Origin of the sequence: Methylobacterium sp. Leaf112, from assembly GCF_001423295.1 — a bacterium.
Classification (GTDB): Bacteria; Pseudomonadota; Alphaproteobacteria; order Rhizobiales; family Beijerinckiaceae; genus Methylobacterium.
Genome location: NZ_LMNG01000012.1, coordinates 374,233 through 393,712, shown reverse-complemented (window position 1 = coordinate 393,712; position 19,480 = coordinate 374,233). Strand labels below are relative to the sequence as shown.

The 19,480-nt window shown below is 68.8% G+C and carries 21 protein-coding genes; 7 read left to right on the top strand and 14 right to left on the bottom strand.

Annotated elements, in window-relative coordinates; genetic code table 11:
- Positions 1 to 342: 342 nt before the first annotated feature.
- Entirely contained in the window at positions 343 to 1,569 is a 1,227-nt protein-coding gene (gene fabB / locus ASF52_RS08570) for a beta-ketoacyl-ACP synthase I (RefSeq protein ID WP_056170612.1), read from the bottom strand.
- An 87-nt stretch (positions 1,570 to 1,656) separates the two neighbouring features.
- Positions 1,657 to 2,223: a 3-hydroxyacyl-[acyl-carrier-protein] dehydratase FabA gene (gene fabA, locus ASF52_RS08565; RefSeq protein ID WP_056170607.1), complete on the bottom strand. Its 567-nt coding sequence runs from the start codon at positions 2,221 to 2,223 to the stop codon at positions 1,657 to 1,659.
- A 319-nt stretch (positions 2,224 to 2,542) separates the two neighbouring features.
- On the opposite strand from fabA, the gene irr reads away from it, so the two are divergent.
- Complete coding sequence (irr, locus tag ASF52_RS08560; protein ID WP_443136666.1) at positions 2,543 to 3,064, top strand: Fur family transcriptional regulator Irr; 522 nt, start codon at positions 2,543 to 2,545, stop codon at positions 3,062 to 3,064.
- Positions 3,065 to 3,149: 85 nt separating this feature from the next.
- Here the strand turns inward: irr and ASF52_RS08555 are convergent, their stop codons facing one another.
- Positions 3,150 to 3,764, bottom strand: coding sequence for an SH3 domain-containing protein (locus tag ASF52_RS08555; protein WP_056170604.1), 615 nt, complete (start codon positions 3,762 to 3,764; stop codon positions 3,150 to 3,152).
- 291 nt (positions 3,765 to 4,055) lie between these two features.
- On the opposite strand from ASF52_RS08555, the gene ASF52_RS08550 reads away from it, so the two are divergent.
- The gene (locus ASF52_RS08550; protein WP_056170601.1) at positions 4,056 to 5,060 is read left to right on the top strand and encodes a 2-hydroxyacid dehydrogenase; all 1,005 of its coding nucleotides are present in this window, start codon (positions 4,056 to 4,058) and stop codon (positions 5,058 to 5,060) included.
- Positions 5,061 to 5,273: 213 nt separating this feature from the next.
- On the top strand, positions 5,274 to 6,320 hold the full coding sequence (locus ASF52_RS08545) for a sensor histidine kinase (RefSeq protein WP_056170598.1): 1,047 nt from the start codon (positions 5,274 to 5,276) through the stop codon (positions 6,318 to 6,320).
- A gap of 109 nt (positions 6,321 to 6,429) precedes the next feature.
- Here ASF52_RS08545 and ASF52_RS08540 read toward each other — a convergent pair whose 3' ends face one another.
- Complete coding sequence (locus ASF52_RS08540; RefSeq protein WP_056170594.1) at positions 6,430 to 8,121, bottom strand: flagellin N-terminal helical domain-containing protein; 1,692 nt, start codon at positions 8,119 to 8,121, stop codon at positions 6,430 to 6,432.
- 247 nt (positions 8,122 to 8,368) lie between these two features.
- Here ASF52_RS08540 and ASF52_RS08535 point away from each other — a divergent pair, with 247 nt between their 5' ends.
- Entirely contained in the window at positions 8,369 to 8,782 is a 414-nt protein-coding gene (locus tag ASF52_RS08535; RefSeq protein WP_056170591.1) for a flagellar biosynthesis repressor FlbT, read from the top strand.
- Positions 8,783 to 8,806: 24 nt separating this feature from the next.
- On the opposite strand, the gene ASF52_RS08530 is transcribed toward ASF52_RS08535, so the two are convergent.
- From ASF52_RS08530 to ASF52_RS08505, 6 genes are all read right to left on the bottom strand, one after another.
- Positions 8,807 to 9,586: a molybdopterin-dependent oxidoreductase gene (locus tag ASF52_RS08530; RefSeq protein ID WP_056170588.1), complete on the bottom strand. Its 780-nt coding sequence runs from the start codon at positions 9,584 to 9,586 to the stop codon at positions 8,807 to 8,809.
- A complete protein-coding gene (locus tag ASF52_RS08525) occupies positions 9,583 to 10,224 on the bottom strand; it encodes a cytochrome b/b6 domain-containing protein (RefSeq protein WP_056170586.1) in 642 nt (213 codons plus the stop codon). Before ASF52_RS08525 ends, ASF52_RS08530 begins: the two co-directional genes overlap by 4 nt.
- A gap of 90 nt (positions 10,225 to 10,314) precedes the next feature.
- The gene (locus ASF52_RS08520; protein WP_056170583.1) at positions 10,315 to 10,914 is read right to left on the bottom strand and encodes a hypothetical protein; all 600 of its coding nucleotides are present in this window, start codon (positions 10,912 to 10,914) and stop codon (positions 10,315 to 10,317) included.
- A 102-nt stretch (positions 10,915 to 11,016) separates the two neighbouring features.
- Positions 11,017 to 11,625 (bottom strand): hypothetical protein, encoded by a 609-nt coding sequence (locus ASF52_RS08515; protein WP_056170580.1) that lies wholly within the window; start codon positions 11,623 to 11,625, stop codon positions 11,017 to 11,019.
- 121 nt (positions 11,626 to 11,746) lie between these two features.
- Complete coding sequence (locus ASF52_RS08510; RefSeq protein WP_056170577.1) at positions 11,747 to 12,607, bottom strand: universal stress protein; 861 nt, start codon at positions 12,605 to 12,607, stop codon at positions 11,747 to 11,749.
- A gap of 50 nt (positions 12,608 to 12,657) precedes the next feature.
- Positions 12,658 to 13,782, bottom strand: a complete 1,125-nt coding sequence (locus tag ASF52_RS08505; RefSeq protein ID WP_443136665.1) for an acyltransferase family protein — start codon at positions 13,780 to 13,782, stop codon at positions 12,658 to 12,660.
- Between the two features lie 173 nt (positions 13,783 to 13,955).
- Here ASF52_RS08505 and ASF52_RS08500 point away from each other — a divergent pair, with 173 nt between their 5' ends.
- A complete protein-coding gene (locus ASF52_RS08500) occupies positions 13,956 to 14,651 on the top strand; it encodes a DUF4142 domain-containing protein (RefSeq protein ID WP_056170753.1) in 696 nt (231 codons plus the stop codon).
- A 294-nt stretch (positions 14,652 to 14,945) separates the two neighbouring features.
- On the opposite strand, the gene ASF52_RS08495 is transcribed toward ASF52_RS08500, so the two are convergent.
- The 4 genes from ASF52_RS08495 to ASF52_RS08480 form a co-directional block, all read right to left on the bottom strand.
- Entirely contained in the window at positions 14,946 to 15,641 is a 696-nt protein-coding gene (locus ASF52_RS08495) for a carbonic anhydrase (protein WP_056170574.1), read from the bottom strand.
- A 14-nt stretch (positions 15,642 to 15,655) separates the two neighbouring features.
- A complete protein-coding gene (locus ASF52_RS08490; protein ID WP_056170571.1) occupies positions 15,656 to 16,204 on the bottom strand; it encodes an NUDIX hydrolase in 549 nt (182 codons plus the stop codon).
- Positions 16,205 to 16,346: 142 nt separating this feature from the next.
- The gene (locus ASF52_RS08485) at positions 16,347 to 17,165 is read right to left on the bottom strand and encodes a DUF429 domain-containing protein (protein ID WP_443136664.1); all 819 of its coding nucleotides are present in this window, start codon (positions 17,163 to 17,165) and stop codon (positions 16,347 to 16,349) included.
- A 33-nt stretch (positions 17,166 to 17,198) separates the two neighbouring features.
- Complete coding sequence (locus ASF52_RS08480; protein ID WP_244473748.1) at positions 17,199 to 18,179, bottom strand: AraC family transcriptional regulator; 981 nt, start codon at positions 18,177 to 18,179, stop codon at positions 17,199 to 17,201.
- Positions 18,180 to 18,378: 199 nt separating this feature from the next.
- On the opposite strand from ASF52_RS08480, the gene ASF52_RS08475 reads away from it, so the two are divergent.
- Positions 18,379 to 18,837 (top strand): hypothetical protein, encoded by a 459-nt coding sequence (locus ASF52_RS08475; protein ID WP_056170559.1) that lies wholly within the window; start codon positions 18,379 to 18,381, stop codon positions 18,835 to 18,837.
- An 86-nt stretch (positions 18,838 to 18,923) separates the two neighbouring features.
- On the top strand, positions 18,924 to 19,424 hold the full coding sequence (locus ASF52_RS08470; RefSeq protein ID WP_056170556.1) for a DUF2380 domain-containing protein: 501 nt from the start codon (positions 18,924 to 18,926) through the stop codon (positions 19,422 to 19,424).
- Positions 19,425 to 19,480 lie beyond the last annotated feature (56 nt).

The following is a 19,480-nucleotide window of genomic DNA, read 5'->3' as shown; positions in this document are numbered from 1 at the left end:
TTCGCGGTCCGGTGGACCCGACGAACGTGGGGAAAACGCGGCCACCCAACGACAAAGAGCCGATTCCGTCGTCACGGAAGCGGCTCTCACGGGAAAATATGAATTTGGGTCGCCGTGCGCCGAGCGAACGCGGCTAGAAGTACCCGTTGGTGTCGGCGCGCGCCCAATCGATCAGGGCCTGCTTGGCGTAGACGGCCGCCAGACCGGTGACGGCCAATCCACCGACGGTGCCCAGGGTGAACCACAGCATGCGTTTCGTCCTTGCGTGTTGCAGGGAAAACGCAGTCCGACTCTTTCGGTTCCCGGACGTTGGAACTCCGACATCCGGGGGACGGCGAAGTGTCAGGCGTCGACGTTCTTCAGCACCAGGGTGGCGTTGGTGCCGCCGAAGCCGAAGGAGTTCGACAGGACGTGGCCGAGCTTGGCCCCGTCCCGGCGCTGGCGCAGGATCGGCATGTCAGCGAAGGCCGGGTCGATCTCGTCGATATGCGCGCTCTCGCAGATGAAGTCGTTGTTCATCATCAGGAGCGAGTAGATCGCCTCCTGCACGCCCGTGGCACCCATGGAGTGGCCGGTCAGCGATTTCGTCGCCGAGATCGGCGGGCAGGCCTCGCCGTTCCCGAAGACTTCGCGGATCGCCTCGATCTCCTTGGCGTCGCCCACCGGCGTCGCAGTGGCGTGCGGGTTGATGTAGTCGATGGGGGCGCCCTTCAGGCCGCCGATGGCCTGCTGCATGCAACGCACCGCGCCTTCGCCCGACGGCGCGACCATGTCGTGCCCGTCTGAGGTGGCGCCGTAGCCGGCGATCTCGCCGTAGATCGTCGCGCCGCGTGCCTTGGCGTGCTCGTATTCCTCCAGCACCAGCACGCCGGCCCCGCCCGCGATGACGAAGCCGTCGCGGTTGACGTCGTAGGCGCGCGAGGCCCGGGACGGGGTGTCGTTGTACTTCGACGACATGGCGCCCATGGCGTCGAACAGCACCGACAGGGTCCAGTCGAGGTCCTCGCAACCGCCCGCGAAGATGATGTCCTGGCGGCCGCCCTGGATGATCTCGGCGGCGTTGCCGATGCAATGGTTCGAGGTCGCGCAGGCCGAGGCGATGGAATAGTTCACGCCCTTGATCTTGAACCACGTCGCCAGGGTCGCCGAGGCGGTGGAGGACATGGCCTTGGGCACCGCGAACGGGCCGACGCGCTTCGGGCCCTTGTCGAGGGCGATGGCGGCGGATTCGACGATCACCTTCGTCGACGGGCCGCCCGACCCCATGATGATGCCGGTGCGGTCGTTGGAGATGTCGCCCGGCTCGAGGCCGGACTGGCGGATGGCCTGATCCATGGCGACGTGGTTCCAGGCGGTGCCGCCACCGTGGAAGCGCATGGCGCGGCGGTCGACCACGCCTTCGGGGTCGAGGCTCGGCCGACCCTCGACCTGGCTGCGGAAGCCGTGCTCGGCATAGGACGCCGAGTGCCCGATGCCGGACTTGGCCTCGCGCAGGGAGGCCAAGACCTCGTCGGTGTTGTTGCCGATGGACGAGACGATGCCCATCCCGGTGATCACGACACGCCGCATGGACCGCTTCTACTCCGCCGGTGCTTCGGTCGGCACCCTGTTGATGGTCAGTTAAGACGGGGCCGCCCCGATCTCAACGGGAAGGCGTCACGCGGCGGCCGAGCCCTGCGCCTGGAACAAGGCGACGCGCAGGTCCTTGGCCTCGTAGATCCGTGTGCCGTCGGCTTCGAGCCAGCCGTCGGCGATGCCGAGCACCAGCTTGCCGAGGCGCACCCGCTTGATGTCGATGCCGTAGACCACCTTGGTGACCGTGGGGAGCACCTGATCGGTGAACTTCACCTCGCCGACGCCGAGCGCACGGCCGCGTCCGGGGGCGCCGAGCCAGCCGAGGTGGAAGCCGACGAGCTGCCACAGGGCGTCGAGGCCGAGGCAGCCCGGCATCACCGGATCGTTCTTGAAGTGGCAGCCGAAGAACCAGAGGTCCGGCCGGATGTCGAATTCCGCCAGGACGTGGCCCTTGCCGTGGGCGCCGCCCTCGGAGCCGATGGAGACGATGCGGTCGAACATCAGCATGGGCGGCAGAGGCAGCTGGGCGTTGCCGGCTCCGAACAGCTCGCCGCGCCCGCAGGCCAGCAAGTCCTCGTAGGAGTACTGCGTCGCCCGGGCGGGGGCCGGGGTGCCGGTGGGGGCGGTGGGATCGGAGACGGAAGACATGATGAGGGGATCGGTCCTCGAGGATGGGGTGTCCGCCGGGCGCGACGCGCAGCCTCGCGAGGCCGGACCGGGCAGGAAGGCGGCGCTTCGTTAACACAGCGTCACAGCGCCTCAAAGGTGCGTGCGTCCCCCATGCGGATTTCGCCGGCCCGGGGCGATCCCGCGTGCAGCCGGGCTCGGGTCAGGGCGGCTCCGGGCTGCCCCGTGCCCGTCATGCGTCCACAGCTTGGCCGGCGTGGAGCGAACGCTGCGGCTTCGGGTTGCGGCCCTGACGCGGGTTCCGTATAAATGACTCTGCGAAGACCGAAGTTTGGGTGAAATGTCAGCCACCGCGATTCCCAACATGCTGCCGCTGCAGGCCATGCTGAACGCACGGACCTCCAATCCGTCGGGCGATGTCGCCGGACGGCGCGGCTGCCCGCTCTCCGACCTGCGCGATCGCCTGCGCCGGGCCGGCCTGCGACCGACCCGCCAGCGCCTGTCGCTCGGCTGGCTCCTGTTCGGGCGCGGCGACCGCCACCTCACGGCGGAAATGCTGTACGACGAGGCGATGCGCGCCAAGGTGCCGGTGTCGCTGGCGACCGTCTACAACACCCTGCACCAGTTCACCGAAGCCGGCCTCCTGCGCCAGCTCGCCCTCGACGGGTCGAAGGCTTACTTCGACACCAACCCGAGCGAGCACCACCACTTCTTCCTCGAGGACGAGGGCCAGGTTCTCGACATGCCCGATTGCGGCATCACCGTCGATTCGCTCCCCGACGCCCCCGAGGGCATGGAGATCGCCGGCGTCGAGGTGATCGTGCGCCTGCGCCGCCGCGGTCCGGTCGCCCGCAAGGCCTGATCGGTTTCAGGCATCTTTCCCGTTCACGCAAAAGGCCCGGTTCGCCGGGCCTTTTTCGTTGGCTGTCCGTAGGTCGCGGCTGGGCCTACTCTACCTTTTCGTACGGGTAGACCCCCCACAGCCGTTCCTGGCGGACGTAGCCGTCGACGTCGCCGCCCTTCTGGGGCAGGGCGACGACGACGCGGCACCACGCGCCGGTGCAGCTCTTCACGCTGCCGATGACGCCGGCCTGGAGGCGGGCCTGCTCGCCGGACGCGTCGTCGGCGCGGGCGTAGAGGGGCGTCTCGGGCCTGGTCTCGCCTTTCGCGCCCGCTTTGGCCGCCGTGACGATGGAGGTGCGCCGCCCCGACAGCAGCGAATGCAACACCCAGCCCTCCGTGCCCTCGGAGTCGCGGATGCGGCGCCAGGTCTCGAATTCGGCGACGATCTCCACGGGCAGGCCGGCGCGCTGGAACACCCACAGGGTGCGGTGATCCTTCGACGGGCCTTCCCGCAGGTTCACCCGGTCGGTCTTGAGGCTGGCGTAGCGCGGCAGGGGCAGGCCGGTCTTCGAACCGACGCCGGCGCCCGGCGTGGGCGGTGGCGGCGGTGCCGCGTTGGCGCTTCCGGCCGCGAGTGCGAACCCGAGGAGCAGGGCCGGGGCGAAAGCACGGGCAGGCGTGTTGGAAAGCGTTCTGAAAAGGGTCTCGGCAGGCGCCATCGTCCATGTCCTCGAACCGCGCGGACGGGGCCGGGCCGACGCCCCCGGCCGCCGTGGCGCGCATTGTGTTCCGTCGCCTCTCTGGTAGAGAGGCCGTCGGGGCTGGAGAGCGGGTTGCCGCCCATTCCAACCCCCGTCGCGTCTATCCGTCCGGATCGATACGTGGTTCTGGCCGATGCGTGGTTAACGCGCGGTAAGCCGCCACGCCGGTGCCGGGCCGGAACATGGGCGAGCCGACCCGACCGGACCCGAGCAGGGCGCGCCGGGGATCGCTCGCATCGAGGAGGGTGCATGCAGTCGCTCAAGCGCAAGCCGCTGGTCGTGATCACCCGGCGTCTCCCGGAGGTGGTGGAGACGCGCATGCGCGAACTCTTCGAGATCCGTCCGAACACCGACGACAAGCCCCTGAGTCACGAGGCCCTCGCGGCCGCCCTGCGCGAGGCCGACGTCCTCGTGCCGACGGTGACCGACGAGATCGATTCGGGGCTCCTCGCCCAGGCCGGCCCGAACCTGCGCCTCATCGCGAATTTCGGCAACGGCGTCGATCACATCGACGTTGCCGCCGCCCTGGAACGCGGCATCACCGTCACCAACACCCCCGGGGTGCTGACGGAGGACACCGCCGACATGACCATGGCGCTGATCCTGGCGGTGGCCCGGCGGGTCACCGAGGGCGCGCGCATCATCCCCGACGACGCCTGGGATTCGGGCTGGTCGCCGACGTGGATGCTGGGCCGGCGCATCACCGGCAAGCGCCTCGGCATCGTCGGCATGGGCCGCATCGGCCAGGCGCTGGCGCGCCGCGCCAAGGCGTTCGGCCTGCAGATCCACTATCACAACCGCCGCCGGGTGCCGGGCACCATCGAGCGCGACCTCGACGCGACCTACTGGGAATCCCTCGACCAGATGCTGGCGCGCGTCGACATCGTGTCGGTGAACTGCCCGCACACGCCGGCGACCTACCACCTCCTGTCGGCCCGCCGCCTCAAGCTGCTCAAGCCCGAGGCCATCGTGGTCAACACTGCCCGCGGCGAGGTGATCGACGAGTCGGCCCTGGCCCGCCTCATCGAGGCCGGCGACGTCTCGGGGGCCGGCCTCGACGTGTTCGAGCAGGAGCCCGCCGTCAGCCCCCGCCTCGTCAAGCTCGCGCGCGCCGGCAAGGTGGTGCTGCTGCCGCATATGGGTTCGGCCACCCACGAGAGCCGCACCGACATGGGCGAGAAGGTGATCATCAACATCAAGATCTTCATGGACGGCCACCGCCCGCCGGACCGCATCCTGCCCAGCATGCTCTGAGGCCCCCGGGGCCGGACCTGCCGTTCGGCGCTTCTCTTGCAAGGGCCTCTCTTGCAAGAGCCTCTCTTGCACGGGCATCTGCAGGGGCTTTCCCGTGTTCGACGGGGACAACCGCCGAACCCGCAGGGCGAATCGGAACGGGGCGGGGGACGGCACGTTGACCGGCGTCTGGCGCGTGGTGGGGCCAGTGTGCAACGGTAGATCGGGACGAACATGGCCGCGGACACCCCGTTGAGCGAGGCAGGGCCGGGCCACGCGGTGGCGGGCGACCCTTTCGGACGCTTCGCGGATTTCGTGCCTCTGATGATGTGGCGCACGGACACGCGGGGCCACGCCGTCCACCACAACGAATCCTGGCTCGCCTTCACCGGCCGTGACGCGGCCGAGGAGCGGGGCCGGGGCTGGCGCCGCGGCCTCCATCCGGACGACGAGGCCGCCCACGCGTCGGTGTTCGAGACGGCGCTCGCCGCCCGGGACCCGTTCACGGTGGAGTTTCGCCTGCGCCGCCACGACGGCGCCTATCGCTGGCTCCTCGACACCGGCCGCCCGCTCCACCGCGACGGTGCGTTCGAGGGCTACATCGGCACTAGCTTCGACATCACCGAGCGCAAGGAGGCGCGGGAGCATTCCGAGCGCGCCCTCGTGGAGAAGGAGGCGCTCCTCGCGGAGGTCTACCACCGCGTGCGCAACAATCTGCAGGTGATGGTGAGCCTCATCGGCCTCTACGGACGGGCGGCGCCGCCCCCCTGCCGCGGCAGCTTCGAGGCCCTGGGCCAGCGGGTGCGGGCCATCGCCCTGGTGCAACAGCACCTGCACGAGGCGCCCCACATCGCCTCCATCGATCTGCGCGACTATCTCCACCGCCTCGCCTCCGGCCTCGGCCAGCTGCGACGCGCCGGGCGCATCGGCGTCACCATCGGCGGAACCGGCACCAGCCTCGTCGAGCCGCGCACGGCGAACGCCCTCGGGATGATCGTCGCCGAGGTGGTGTCGGAGTGCCTCGACACCACGTCCGAATCCGTCGCCTGCGCTATCAGCCTCGTCATCGACGCGCCGGTGGGCGGGCCGGTGCGGTTGACCATCGTCTCCGGCAGCAACGCCGAGGGAGCACCCTCGGGCAAGGTCGAGGTGCCGAACCTCGGCCCCCGCCTCATCGCCGCCTACGCCGCCCAGGCCGAGATCGCCGCGCGCGGCCTCGGCACCCGGGACGACCCGCTCCACCTCCAACTGCCCGAGGTGCTGGTTTCGCCGGTGGAGTAGGCGGACTTTTCCGTCGACGCCGGTCCTCGAACGCGAAAAGGCCGGGGCGCACCGCCCCGGCCTTTCGTCGTCGTCCGGACCGCCGGCCCGAAGGCCGGCGGCGTTTGGCTTAGCGGAGCAGCTGCAGGATGCCCTGCTGCGCCGTGTTGGCGAGCGAGAGCGCCGAGATGCCGATGGACTGGCGGGTCGACAAGGCCTGGGAGTTGGCGGCTTCCTCGTTGAGGTCCGCGTTCGTCAGGTTGGCCGAGCCGGTGTCGAGGATGTTGATCAGCTGCTTCGAGAAGTCCTGACGGTTCTGCACGACGGTGAGGTTCGAGCCGAAGGTCGAGGACTGGGTGCGGAGCGCGGCCGAAGCGTTCGTCAGCTGGGTGAGAGACGCCTTGATGTCGTCGTCGCTGGCGAACCCGCCGGAGACGCTCTGCAGTCCGAGGCCCGTCGCGTCGAACTTGACGCCCTTGATGTCCAGGGAGCTCGTGTCCTTCTCGTTGAACGACAGGTGCAGGGTGTTCTCCTTCGCGTCCGAACCGGCGCGATAGAGCAGGTTTACGCCGTTGTAGCTCGAGTCCTGTGCCTGCTGGGTGATCTGCGTCAGGAGTTCGTTGAACTGCTGCGCCAGGGCGGTACGGGCATTGGTTCCGTTCGCCGAGGTCGAGCCGGTGCCGGATGCGGTCACGCCCGTGCTCGGCGCTGAACTGGTTCCGGTCCCGAACCCGATATCGGTTGCGCCGATGGACTTCACCGTCACCTTCTGCTCGGGACCGCTATCCGTCGACCGGATCGTCAGCTGGTTGTTCGTCACGCTTGCGGTCAGCTTACCCTTGAGGCCCACATCGGCAGCAATCTGGTCGTTGATCTGGGTGACCAACTGCGCGCCGGTCTGTCCGGTGCCGGTGAAGGTCAGGGTCTTGGCCGGGCTGTTGCCGAGCTGCACCGTGATACCCGAAGTAGCACCGGCGACACCGGCGCCGCCCAATGCAGCCACCGCCGTGCCGGTCGCGCGCGCCTTCGTGGAGCCGTCGGTCGGATCGACACCCGTGGCGACGGTCGCGGCGCTGGCGGTGGTGCCAAAGCCGATGTCGGTATCGCCGGGGACGGCACCCGTGGTGATCGTCACCTTCGAATCGCTGCCCGTCGCGGTCGAGGTGAAGTTCAGGCGACCGTCCGTCGTCAGCGACGCCTGAACCTGGGCGCCATTGCCACCGGCTGCGGTCAGCTGGCTGTTGATCTGCGTCAGGATCTCGCCGGCGCTGACCTTGGTCAGGTCGCTGACCGTATTGCCGAAATTCGCAGCGTTGAGGGTGATGGTGGTCTCAGCATTCGTTCCGTCCTTGACGACGAAGACCGAGGAATGGGAGCCGGAGAAGTTGTGCGTGCCGTCTGCTGCGGCACCGGTGCCGCCGCCGGCGCCGGCTGCAGCCGTCGCGGTGGAGGATGTCAGGGAAGCCGCTGCGGTCGCGACGGCGCTGGTCGCGCTGGCGCCGGTTGCGGTCGACTTGGTGGAAAGGGCCTGACTGGCGGTGGATTTTGCCGAGTCGACAAGCTTCTGGATCGAGGTGATGCCCTGGTTGGCGGCCTGGATCGTCTGGACGCCGTTCGAGATGCTGTCGAGGAGGCCGCCGAGATCCGACGAGCGGTTGGTCAGCGCCTGGGACGTGAAGAAGCTGACGGGGCTGTCGAGGGCCGAGTTGACCTTCTTGCCCGTCGAGAGCCGGTTCTGGGTGCTGGACAGGAGGTCCGCGGTGCCCTGCAGCGAAAGCAGGTTCTGGCGGGTCGCGGCGGTGAGGGTGACGCCTGAAGACATTGGTTTCGATCCATTCTGATCGGTGCGTCTCCGTTTTTGGAGACAGCGCCACAGGACCACGTCCCCCTTGCGATCCTGTTAAATGTTGTGATGAACGCGGGGTGTCGTGCGTCGGTCGAATGCCGTGGACCTGGATGAATCCATCGATCCATCAAAGGTTTAGCCGGATCGGCGTGGCGGCGCCTTCACGCTTTGTTAACCATGATCGCCGAGGAAGGAGGCGAGACCCTGCCGCCCGTGAGACGCCATGCCCCTCAAGATCGAACTGAAACCGTTCGAGCGCCTGCTGATCGGCGGCACGGCGATCCGCAACGGATCGCGGCGCTCCTCCTTCGTCATCGAGACGGTGACGAACTTCCTGCGCGAGAGCGACATCATCCTGGAGAGCGAGGCCGACACGGCCTGCAAGCGCCTCTACGTCACCTTGACGGTGCTGTACCTCGCCGAGCCGACGCCGGAAGCCGAGGACATCTTCGTGCGGCAGGCCAACGCCCTGCTAGAAGCGGTGCCAACGACGGCGCCGTACATCCGCGACATCCACGAGTTCGTGGCGGCCCGCGAACTCTACCGCGCGCTCAAGCGCTGCAAGGACCTCATCCAGTACGAGCAGTCGCTCAGCGACCGCCTCGCCCCGCCGCCCGCGACCGGCGGGACGACGTGACGGGAATCCGCTCGTACGCTCGGCTCAGATCCCACTGAACCAATTGTAGCCCTGGTCCTCCCAGTACCCGCCCGGATAATCGTTGGTGACGAACACGCTTGCGATGTATTTCGGGCTCTTGAACCCGAGCTTCGTCGGCACGCGCACCCGCAGCGGGTAGCCGTATTCGGGGCTCAGTTCCTTGCCGGCGAAGTCGAGGGCCAGGACGGTCTGGGGGTGCAGCGCGCTCGGCATGTCGAGGCTGCCGTAATAGCGGTCGGCGCATTTGAAGCCGACGTATTTCGCCGTCAGATCGGCGCCGATCCGTTCGAGGAACACCTTGAGGGGCACGCCGCTCCATTGGCCGATCTGGCTCCAGCCCTCGATGCAGACGTGGCGGGTGATCTGGCTCTCCTGCGGCAGGGCGCGGAGCTTTTCGAGGGTCCAGGGCGACTTGTCGGCGACGAGGCCGGTGACCTCGAGCTTCCAGTCGGCGCCCTCGACCTCGGGGATGTTGTCCGGCGGGTAGTAGGCGTTGAACCGGAACGGCGTGTCGATCATCGCGGCCGGGTAGGTCGGCGCGAGCTTGGTCGGGTCGAACAGCCAGCCCTGGACCCGGTCGTTGAACTTCGACATGGCCCACAGCACCCGGTCGGCGGCGTTGCCGTTGGAGCCCGTGGAGAGGTCGCAGCCCGTGAGCAGCGTGAGGGCGCCGAGCGACAGGCCCGAGCGCAGGAGCGCCCGGCGCTCCAGTTTCACCAGCTCGGGCTGCAGGTCGGCGCGCAGGGCCTTGAGGCGGGCGGCGGTTTCGGGGTCGCGGGTCATGCTTGCGTCTCCGAAGGGGTCACGCGGGCGCGGCCGGTGATCATCGCCCGGAGGGTGCTGGGCACGACCAGCACCAGGGCGAGGTGCAGGACGATGAAGCCGACGAGGCCCGCCATGGCGCAAAAATGCACCCGGCGCGCCCATTCGTAGCCACCGAAAAGGGCGGCGAGCCCCTGGAACTGCACCGGCTTCCACAGGGCGACGCCCGAGGCGAGGAGGAGGGCGCCGAGTAGGAACGCCACCGCGTAGGCGAGGCGCTGCACGGCGTTGTACTGCCCCAGCCGGTGGGCGAGGCGGAAGGTCAGCGCCGCCTTAGCGTCGCGCCACACGGCGCCGGGGCTCAAGGGCAGGAACGTCCGGGCGACGTGCCGGCTCGCCAGCCCGTAGGCGACGTAGACGAGGCCGTTCAGGGCGAACAACCACATGGCGGCGAAGTGCCAGGCGATGGCCCCGCCGAGCCAGCCCCCCAGGGTCGCCCATTTTGGGAAGGCGAAGGGGAAGAGCGGCGACGCGTTGTAGATCGCCCAACCGCTGAACAGCATGCAGAACACCGCCACCGCGTTGATCCAGTGGGTGAGGCGCACCACCAGGGGGTGGATCACCATAACGCGGGCGGGGGGCTCAGGAACCAGGGTCATCGGGGGCTCGGTCGACAGGACAGGCCGCGCTCGGTGACGCGGAGCGCAGGTCCCTCCCCCCTTTGCGGGGGAGGGTTCTACGTTGGTGCCTCACATGGACGGCACGGTTCCGTTGCGGCCGACGATGAGGATCGGGGCCGTGAGGGTGCCGTCTGCGCCCTTCTTGGTGAAGGCGACGAGCTTGGAGCCGGGCACCAGGATGCTCTTCTCGCCGGGGTCGACGAGGGTCACGGGCACGTCTTCCGGCACCGTCACCTTCTTCTCGCCGCCCTGGTACTTGACCAGGAGAGTGCGCCCCTCGGTGCCCGAGAGGGTGCCCACCGCGCCGTTGGTCATGGTGGAGTTCGAGCCGAGATCCCACGGGTAGTGGCCGTCGGCGGTGCCGCGCAGGGAGGAGGCGAACACCGTCACCTGCAGGGCCTTCTGCGTGCCGTCGGGCTGCGGGATCGCGGCGGTGCCGATGTAGCTCTCCGACTTGATGTCGGCGAGCTGGCCCGTGGTGGCGGCGAGGATCTTGGTGTCGTTCGCGAAGGTCACGGTGATCGAGTCGCCCGTGCGCGGCTTGATGGTGAGGGTCGATCCGTCGACCTTCTCCAGGGTGCCGCGGTAGCGCACGATGTCGTCGGCGCGCGCGGTGGTGGCGGCCATCGTCAGGGTCAGGGCGAGGCCGGTCAGCAGGCTCTTCATCATGGCGTGTCTCTCCTGTTGTGGTTCTTCTTCACGTCCGGGCGCGCCACCGGCGCGCCCGCCTTCGATCCGACCTCACGTCGATCCGACCTCACATGGGCGGACTCACATGGGCGGAACGGTGCCGTTCTGGCCCACCACCATGCGATCGGCGACCGCCGTGCCGGAGGCATCGGCGCGGGTGAAGGCGACGACGCGGGCGCCCGGCTTGATCAGGCCGGCATCGGCGGGGGCCAGGGCCACCACGGGCACGTCGTCCGGCACGGTGATGACCTTCTGTCCGCCCGCATACGTCACCGTGATGGTGCGGTTGGTCGTCCCCGTCACGGCGCCGACGGCGCCGTTGGTCATGGTGTTCTCCTTCTCGAGATCCCACGGGTAGTGGCCGTCGCCGGTGCCGCGCATGCTGGGCGCGAACACCGCGACCTCGAGGGCCTTCAGGGTGCCGTCGGCCTGGGGCGTCGCGGCGGTGCCGACATAGCTGTCGGGCAGGATGTCGGCGATCTTGGCCGCACTCGCACCCGCGACCCGGACGCCGTCGCCGAGGCGGACCAGAATGGCGTCGCCGACGCGCGGCTTGATGGTGATGGCATTGTCCGTCACCGACGCGATGGTGCCGCGGATGCGCACCACCGGCGCTTCCGCCCGGGCCGGAAGGCTCAGGGCGAGGCCCGTGGTGGCGAGGAGTACGGCGGTACGGACGGTTCTGATCATGTGGAGCCTTTCCCATCGACCGGTGGCCGATTCCGGCCGCGACCCTGCCCCGCCTCCGGATCGTGCGCAAGTCAATTGCGCGCGATATGGATACGCTTGGCCGGCGCGGGCTCCGGCTCCGTCAATGCGCCATCAGCATCGGGATGCCCGCATGGGTCAGCAGGTGGCTCGTGGGGCCGCCGAAGATCATCTGGCGCAGGCGGCTCTGGGTGTAGGCGCCCTTGATGAGGAGGTCGCAACCGAAGGTTTCGGCTTCCGCGAGGAACACCTCGCCGGGCGTGCGCCGCCCAGCCGAATGGGCGCGGTGATCGGCGTCGATGCCCTCGCAGGCGAGCGCACGGGCGAGCTCCTCGGCGGTCGGCCCCGGCACGGTGCCGCCCTCGACGCTGATCACCCGGATGCGCTGCGCCTGGCGCAGGAACGGCATGGCGAAGGCCACGGCACGCGCCGTCTCGGTGGAGCCGTTCCAGGCGATGAGGATGGCGTCGCCGAGGGTCGCGGGGGCGATGGGGGGCGCGAGGAGGATCGGCCGCCCGCTCTCGAACAGGGCGGTCTCGAAGGTGGTCATGCGCGGCGCGCCGTCGTCGGTGCCGGGGCGCCCGACCACGGTGGCGGTGAACAGCCGCGCGTACTGGCCGAGGAACGCGTCGCCCGCCGGAACGTCCGGGCGCCAGCGGTAGCGCGGGCCCGCCGCGCCGATGCCGGCCGGGGTGCAGGGCCCGTCGGCCATGAGCGGCACGCCGGCCTGCTGCATGAAGGTGACGAAGCGCCCGCCCGCGGCCTCGGCCTCGGCCTTGTCGGCCTCCTCGTCGCGCAGCCAGGTCATGCCGCCGACCATGTCGACGGGGACGTATTCGGCGAGCGCCGGGCGCAGGGACACGCCCTCGACGAGGCTGCCGAAGCGACGGGCGGCGAGGATCGCCGTCTCGAACACCGAGGGCAGGCTGTCGTGCAGGGCGACGGGAACCAGGAGCGTCTTCATGGCGGCGGGGCCTTCGCAGCGGGGTCTTCGATGGCGCGAGACACCGGAGGCTAATGCGATTTGGGCGCGCGGCAAACTCCGCCCGGCGGGCCGTCACACGGTTTTTGAACGGTTCCGGCACCGGCCCCGGGGTCGAGCCGGTGCCGGACGGCCCGGGTCATGGGCCTCTCCACGAAGCGGGCGACCACCAGGGACGCGGCCACCGACAGGGCGAGCATGAGGCCGAGCGCCCCCCACGGGCCGACGAGTGCCGCGAGCCCCAGCCGCGTGATCGCCTCGCGGGTGGCGCGCAGGACGAAGGGATGGATCAGGTAGAGGGCGTAGGACGCATCCCCCAGGGCGACGAGCGCCGGACCGAGCCGCGTCCCGCGCCCCGGCAGCGGCTCGCGCCCGAGGGCGGCGGCGGCCACCAGCAGGAGCGCCGGCCCGCCATAGGCGAGGGGCCGCAGGGCCTCACCGGGCTCGCCCGCGACGGCGAGGCCGGCGAGGCCGGTGGCGGCGAGCGCCAGCCGGGCGGCATCGGGCAAACGCAGGCCGTGCGCGCGGGCGAGGCCGAGGCCGGCGCCGAGGGCGAATTCGAGGACGATGGGGCTGCCCCAGAACGCGAGCGGCGTCGGCGGTTCGGGCACCAGGCGGCCGAGGGCGACGAGGCCGGCGAGGGCGAGGGCGAGCCACAGCACCGCCCGGCCCCGGCCCCAGCCGAGGCCGACGGCGAAGACCGCGTAGAAGAACATCTCGCAGTTCAGGGTCCAGCCGAGGCCGTACAGGGGCTGGGGAATGCCGTCCGGGCGCAGGGCCGGCCAGAACAGGAACGAGGCGGCGACGTAGCCGGGCGCGGGGGAATCCGCGCCGTTGAGGAGCGCCGGCACGTTGAGGACGAGGGCGAGGTAGAGGGCCGTCACCAGCCAGTACAGCGGCACCAGCCGGGCGATCCGGTGGGCGAGAAAGCGCGCCCGTCCCCCCGGGCGCCCGTAGAGGGGGGCGCTCGCGTGGACGATGATGAAGCCCGAGATCACGAAGAACACGTCGACGCCCGCCGACCACGCCAGCCCGGTGCTGGGGCCGAAGGGAAGCCCGGCGCGCAGGGCCAGGGCCGCCGCCTCGACCTGCCCGTGATGGACCACGACGAGGAGGGCCGCGAAGGCGCGCAGGCCCTGGATCGCGCCAAGCTTCACGCGGGTCTATTCCAAGGATCGCACCCGACACGATCGTCATGCCGCGGAGATTGCCCGGAACGGATCAGGTCTTCCCCCGTTGTCCCGCCGAAGGCGACAGTCACGGACCTGTGCGGGCACAAGTGCCTCTGGGTCCGTTCTTGTATGTCGCTGCAGCCATATTGAGGATGATCATGATCAACAAGTCGATTGCCCTGGGTGTCCTGGTGACGGCCCTCGCGACCCCCGCCTTCGCACAGGACATGGGCGATTTCCGCCTCGCCGCAATGCAGTCCAACGCCTTCGAGGTGCAGTCGAGCCAGATCGCCCTGTCGAAGAGCCGCAATCCGCAGGTCGTCCGCTTCGCCAAGGAGGCCGTGCGCGATCACCGCGCCGCCAACGTCGCCCTGGCGGGCGGTGAAGCCAACGTGATGGCTCGCAACGACGGCCTCGGCGGTCTCGTGACCGCGCCGCTCGCCATCGCGGGCGGCGCCGTCGGCGCGGCCACGGGTGCGGCGACGGGTGTCGTCGGCGGAACCCTCGCGGGTGGTCCGGTGGGCGGCCTCGAGGGCCTCGGCGCGGGCGCCCGTCGCGGTGCCGCGACCGGCGCGATGGTGGGCGATGTCGACACCACCGCCGGCACCACCCTGGTCCAGCCGAACCCGCAGCAGCAGGCGATGCTCGCCGAGCTGTCGCAGACCCCGGCCGGCCCGCGCTTCGATCGCCTCTACGGCTCGATGCAGGTGAAGTCGCACGAGATGGCTCTCGGGATGTACCAGTCCTACGCCTCCAACGGCCCGAACCCGGCCCTGCGCGCCCACGCCCAGCAGGCCCTGCCGGTGCTGGAGCACCATTACCAGGAGGCCCGCCGCCTGCCCGGCGCGCGCTGAGCCACACGTTCGCATGGTCCCCGGGCGGAACGCCCGGGGAATACACGAAAAAGGGATGCCGCGCGAAAGCCCGGCATCCCTTTTTCGTGGCTGATGGACGGCCTTTCCCGAGGACAGCGCTTTTCCTGTTCGGCGCGGCGACGGTGGTCACCCGGTTCGGCGCAGTTGCGCGATCCCCCCGAGCTGGATGCATTCATGAGAATAGGGTGACTCGGCGGCCCTTCGAATGCGAGGACCACGCGAGCCACCCTTCCACATCGTGCATCCCCGATTGCGTCGGGTGAGGCGTGCGTCCTACGCCTCCTGGCAGTTGATCAGCGCGGTCTGGCTAATGGATTTGCCGGCCATGTCGACGGCGGGCCGGAAGTCGCCGGTCTCGGGATCGCGCACGAGGAGTTCGCCGCGCTCGATGCCGAAGTGGGCGCCGTGCAGTGTCAGCGTGCCGGCCTCGACGCGTTCGCGGACGAACGGGAAGGTCATGAGGTTCTTCAAGCTCTCGCCGACCATCGCGTATTCGAGGCGAGTGAGGTAGTCCGGCCCGTTCTGGTCCTCGACGTTCTCGGCGGCCGACTTCACGAGGGATACCCATTTGCCGATGAAGTCGCCCTCCGACAGGGGGTTCGACGGGCTGGCGAAGGCCTTGATGCCGCCGCAGGTGGCGTGACCCATCACGACGATGTGCTTCACTTCCAGGCCCTGCACGGCGAACTCGATAGCCGCCGACGTGCCGTGGAACTCGCCGCCCTGCTCCTCGCAGGGGGGCACGAGGTTGGCGACGTTGCGGATCACGAACAGTTCACCCGGACCCGCGTCGAAGATCACCTCGGGTGAGACGCGGCTGTCGCAGCAACCGATGAGGAGGACTTCGGGGGATTGCGACTTGGCGAGGCCGGAATAGCGCTTGGCCTCGTCGGGAAGGCGGCGTTCGACGAAGGACTGGTAGCCTTCCTTGAGCTTCTCGGGGAACGTACCGGTGCGGGGGGTGGTCATCTCGGATCGGCCTTTCATCGGGTGCCGTGCCAGTTCAGGGCCACGGGCGTTGCGGGAAGGGTGCCACCCAGGACGGCGCGCGCGACGCGTGCAAGCCCGGCGGGTTCGATGCGCTCGGACGTCGCGTCGAGTTCGTCGAGGGTCCACCAGCGCGTGCCGAGGACGGGGTTGTCCTCCGTCTCGGCGAGGCGCCGGGTGTCGATACGGTCGTCGGGCAGCCGCACCACGAAGTAGCGCTCGCGGGCATCGCGCGACGTCCGGAACAGGTGGAAGGGCCCGTCGCAGCCTGCGACCTGCGGACCGATGGGCGCATCGGCAACGCCGATCTCCTCTTCGAGTTCACGCCGGCAGGCCTCGACATGGGATTCGCCCGGCTCCAGTCCGCCCCCCGGCATGAACCAGAAGGTGCGGTTGTCGGGATTCGCCGGATCGATGGGCCGGACGGACTCGTAGGCGATGAGGAGCAGGCGCCCGGCCGGATCGAACACGAGGGCGCGGGCGACCTCGCGAACCGGCGGGTGCACGGTGTCGGGTGCGCTGGGCGCGGAGGTCGGTGCTGTCATCGGGTCATTCCGAAGTATTGTGCGGCATCCCAGCATCGAGAAAAATATTCTAATCCGTCGGACAAGGATATTTTCTTCGATCGCGTCGGCTTTCACCTGTCAGGACCGTCATTTAGCGTGAAATGGCCGGCACGCTAGTGTTTTACGACACGTCGCCGGGCGCCCAGATCACGATGGGGAGATCGAAGCCATCGCGCCCCGGCGGATCGGGCATCGGTACGGCGCGGCCACGCGCGAGGTCGCGGGCCACCACCAGGGCCGCGAGGGCGTCGAGGTGGTCGTCGGCGCCGATGCCGGCGGGGCGCGCCGCGACCAGGGCCTCGGGCAGCCCGGCGCCGAGAAGCAGCGCCCGACGCGCGGCCTGCCCGTCCGGCGTCTTCTTCGAAGCCGCAAGGGCCCGGTCCCGGTTGAGGCGCCGGAACGCGACCTCGGGATGGACCTCGTGCAGGCGGTCGCACAGATCGGGCCGCGCTCGGAGCAGGCCATCGACCTCCCGCACACTCCGAAAGATGTTCCAGCCCTGGATCGAGGGGGCGAAGGGCGGGTCGCTGCCCGCCCGCGACAGGGCCTTGGCGGTCTCGTAATCGGGCGCATGGACGGCCGCGCGCGGCGGCATCGGAAACACGCTCGCCCGCCCATGGCCCAGATAGGCCCGCGCCGCCCGATCGGCGACGCGCCCGCCATCCGTGATCCGGTCGGGCAGGCCGATGGGGATGTCGATGCCGACGAAGGCCGGCGCCTCGGGGGCGTCGACGAGGTCGGCCACGGTTGCGAACCGGGCGGCGCGATGGCGCCCGTCGGCAAGGTTGAGCAGCACCCCGGCCCAGGCGCCGCGACACCCGTCGAGTCCGGCGATCCAGGGGGAGGGCGCGGGCGGCGTGCGAGTAGTCTCCGACGCGTCGGGCTCGGTCGGGCTGCAAGGCATCTCGGTGGTGATCGAACGCGAACGAGAGGAGTGCATGTCGCCGATCCGCCTTCCCCTCGACCGTGTCATTCAAAGGCTTTTGGCCGGTCCCCGAAGACGGACATCGCGACGCCATTGACTTGGCGTCATGCCGGTCCATTCCAGAAATGCACGCGTGAAATGCGAGCCGTCCGTATAGCCGAGTTCACAGGCTATTCGTCCAATGGGGAGCGCCGGTTCAGCGAGCAGAGTCTTGGCACGACGGGCCATGATGCGTTGTTGAATGTCGGCATAGCGTGTCCCGGCATCGTCCAAACGACGCTGCAGGGAACGGCGGGAAAGGCCGAGGCGGCGCGCGATCCCGTCGATGGAAGGGCGCGCTTCGTCCAAGCCAAGTTCGATCAAGTGTGCGACGCAAGCCGCCAGGTCATCGCCGATCGGCTCGTCCTCGCCCGTCGCCGGAACGCCGGGATCGTGACGCTTCGGGTTCGGCGCGTCCAGGTGGTCCAAGGAAAAGATCAGACCGGCCCGAGCCCCTAGAATGACCTCCGAGCCGAACAACTCCTGGATCTGAGCTCGCCCGGTCAAGGTCGCTCCCGTCACCACGGCGTGCTCCGGCCGCCATGCTGGTCCGAGGAAATGGCGCACGGTGCCCAACAGATATCCGAGGGCGAGGATTTCGTTCGCTTGACGCCCGCTCTCGATCCGTTCGGCGACGGCATACTCGTAGAAGGCATTCGCTCCTTGCCGACGCAGCCCCGTCGAGGTCGCGGTCTGGAGGAGAAGCGGTGTGACGACCTCCACCCGCGCCAGAGCCGCCCCAAGCGTTTCGGCGGCACGAACCTGAACTCCGATGGGCCCGAGCCCCGCGATGCCGGTGCTTAAGGAGAGCCGTGCCGGCAGGGCGGGATCACCGATCTCACGAATGGCCGCATCGATCAGCTTGGGTTGGTCACGCAGCAGGATCAGGCGGTCGGGCGTGTCGAGGAGCGTAAGCGGGATCCCGGCTTTACCGAACACCCGCGCCAACGAACCGCCGGCCGCCGACACGGCCGCCGCGATCGGTCCCATCGTCCGTGCCCTGGTCAGGCCGTACCCCGGCATAAGCGCCTCCCGCGGTGAGGGTCGATGCGTTGGCACCAAATGGCAAGAGGGACTGGTGGAACCGGCGTATTTCTGGAGATGCCAACGAGCACAGTCGTCCCGAGTGAACGGAGGTCATGGACGACGCTTGTACTTGATACCAATCAGGACACAACGGGAGGACACCATGACAACAATTGCAAGGCCAACACTTGGATTCGGCGACCGCCACGTCACATGGCGGACGATCGATGGCTTCGAACATGCGGCCTATCACATCCTGAGCGTCGACGAAAAAGCCCGGATCGTCGATCTGCTTTTCAAGTTCAAGGCAAACGAGCGACTCCTACTGCATCGTCTTGGCGCGGCCTATCGCACGCTCGTCCTGCAGGGCGAATTGAAGATCTACCGTCCAGACGGGACGCTTCAGGAGGTCCGTCCAGTCGGCAGCTATGTTGCGGGACAGGCAGGGGGCGAGCCCCATACCGAGGGCGGCGGCGACCAAGACGCGATCGTCTATTTCACGAATCGCGAGGTTGACGGGCCGATCTACGAGATTCTCGCCGCGAACCTGACCGTTCAAGCGACTTTTGGAATCCCCGAGTTCAAGTCGCTCCTCGCAGCGCAAGCCGGCGCAGGCGCGTGATGGGCGAGGTTCTCGAAGCTTGCAGAAACAGTCGGAGCGCGACGATGCCAAAGAGAGTTACTCTAGGCTCGTGCGGCAACAGCCTCATGAAGATCGGCGGGTTCGGACTTCTGATCGCGGCCGTCGTCTGTTCACCTGCCCACGCGGCAGGGGCGGTACCGTCAACGCTCGTCGTCCTGCCGATCAAGCTTCTCGACACCTCGAACGAGCCGACCGATCAAGCCTCACAGCATGCCAAGCGGCTGGTGGACTTCGCCGACCACCTTGCGGGCGACCTGACCCGCTCCGGCCTGTACCGGGCGTCGGTCATCACTGCGGACCGGCTCCGACAGGATTGCCGATCCGAAGAAACCGCCTGTCTTTTGAAGGTCGCTCAGGCACACGGAGCTGAAACGATCTTCATCGGTGTCGTCCACAAGAGCAGCACGCTGATCATGCAGCTCTGGGCCCGTATCGTCGATGCGCGCACCGGCCGGGATATCTACTCCCGAGACCTCAACTTCCGCGGCGATACGGATGAGGCCTGGCGACGGGCCGAGACGTTCCTCATGTCCCAAATCCGAGACATGCCGGCCGAAGCCCGCTGAGAATGCAAGAATGGTCAGTCGTCGGCTGGGCAGACTCCGTGCGCCGCCTTCCCATA

Coding starts and splice junctions, on each gene's coding strand:
- fabB (WP_056170612.1), bottom strand. CDS start 1,569: ATGCGGCGTGTCGTGATCACCGGGATGGGCATCGTCTCGTCCATCGGC.
- fabA (WP_056170607.1), bottom strand. CDS start 2,223: ATGTCTTCCGTCTCCGATCCCACCGCCCCCACCGGCACCCCGGCCCCC.
- irr (WP_443136666.1), top strand. CDS start 2,543: ATGTCAGCCACCGCGATTCCCAACATGCTGCCGCTGCAGGCCATGCTG.
- ASF52_RS08555 (WP_056170604.1), bottom strand. CDS start 3,764: ATGGCGCCTGCCGAGACCCTTTTCAGAACGCTTTCCAACACGCCTGCC.
- ASF52_RS08550 (WP_056170601.1), top strand. CDS start 4,056: ATGCAGTCGCTCAAGCGCAAGCCGCTGGTCGTGATCACCCGGCGTCTC.
- ASF52_RS08545 (WP_056170598.1), top strand. CDS start 5,274: ATGGCCGCGGACACCCCGTTGAGCGAGGCAGGGCCGGGCCACGCGGTG.
- ASF52_RS08540 (WP_056170594.1), bottom strand. CDS start 8,121: ATGTCTTCAGGCGTCACCCTCACCGCCGCGACCCGCCAGAACCTGCTT.
- ASF52_RS08535 (WP_056170591.1), top strand. CDS start 8,369: ATGCCCCTCAAGATCGAACTGAAACCGTTCGAGCGCCTGCTGATCGGC.
- ASF52_RS08530 (WP_056170588.1), bottom strand. CDS start 9,586: ATGACCCGCGACCCCGAAACCGCCGCCCGCCTCAAGGCCCTGCGCGCC.
- ASF52_RS08525 (WP_056170586.1), bottom strand. CDS start 10,224: ATGACCCTGGTTCCTGAGCCCCCCGCCCGCGTTATGGTGATCCACCCC.
- ASF52_RS08520 (WP_056170583.1), bottom strand. CDS start 10,914: ATGATGAAGAGCCTGCTGACCGGCCTCGCCCTGACCCTGACGATGGCC.
- ASF52_RS08515 (WP_056170580.1), bottom strand. CDS start 11,625: ATGATCAGAACCGTCCGTACCGCCGTACTCCTCGCCACCACGGGCCTC.
- ASF52_RS08510 (WP_056170577.1), bottom strand. CDS start 12,607: ATGAAGACGCTCCTGGTTCCCGTCGCCCTGCACGACAGCCTGCCCTCG.
- ASF52_RS08500 (WP_056170753.1), top strand. CDS start 13,956: ATGATCAACAAGTCGATTGCCCTGGGTGTCCTGGTGACGGCCCTCGCG.
- ASF52_RS08495 (WP_056170574.1), bottom strand. CDS start 15,641: ATGACCACCCCCCGCACCGGTACGTTCCCCGAGAAGCTCAAGGAAGGC.
- ASF52_RS08490 (WP_056170571.1), bottom strand. CDS start 16,204: ATGACAGCACCGACCTCCGCGCCCAGCGCACCCGACACCGTGCACCCG.
- ASF52_RS08485 (WP_443136664.1), bottom strand. CDS start 17,165: ATGCACTCCTCTCGTTCGCGTTCGATCACCACCGAGATGCCTTGCAGC.
- ASF52_RS08480 (WP_244473748.1), bottom strand. CDS start 18,179: ATGGGACCGATCGCGGCGGCCGTGTCGGCGGCCGGCGGTTCGTTGGCG.
- ASF52_RS08475 (WP_056170559.1), top strand. CDS start 18,379: ATGACAACAATTGCAAGGCCAACACTTGGATTCGGCGACCGCCACGTC.
- ASF52_RS08470 (WP_056170556.1), top strand. CDS start 18,924: ATGAAGATCGGCGGGTTCGGACTTCTGATCGCGGCCGTCGTCTGTTCA.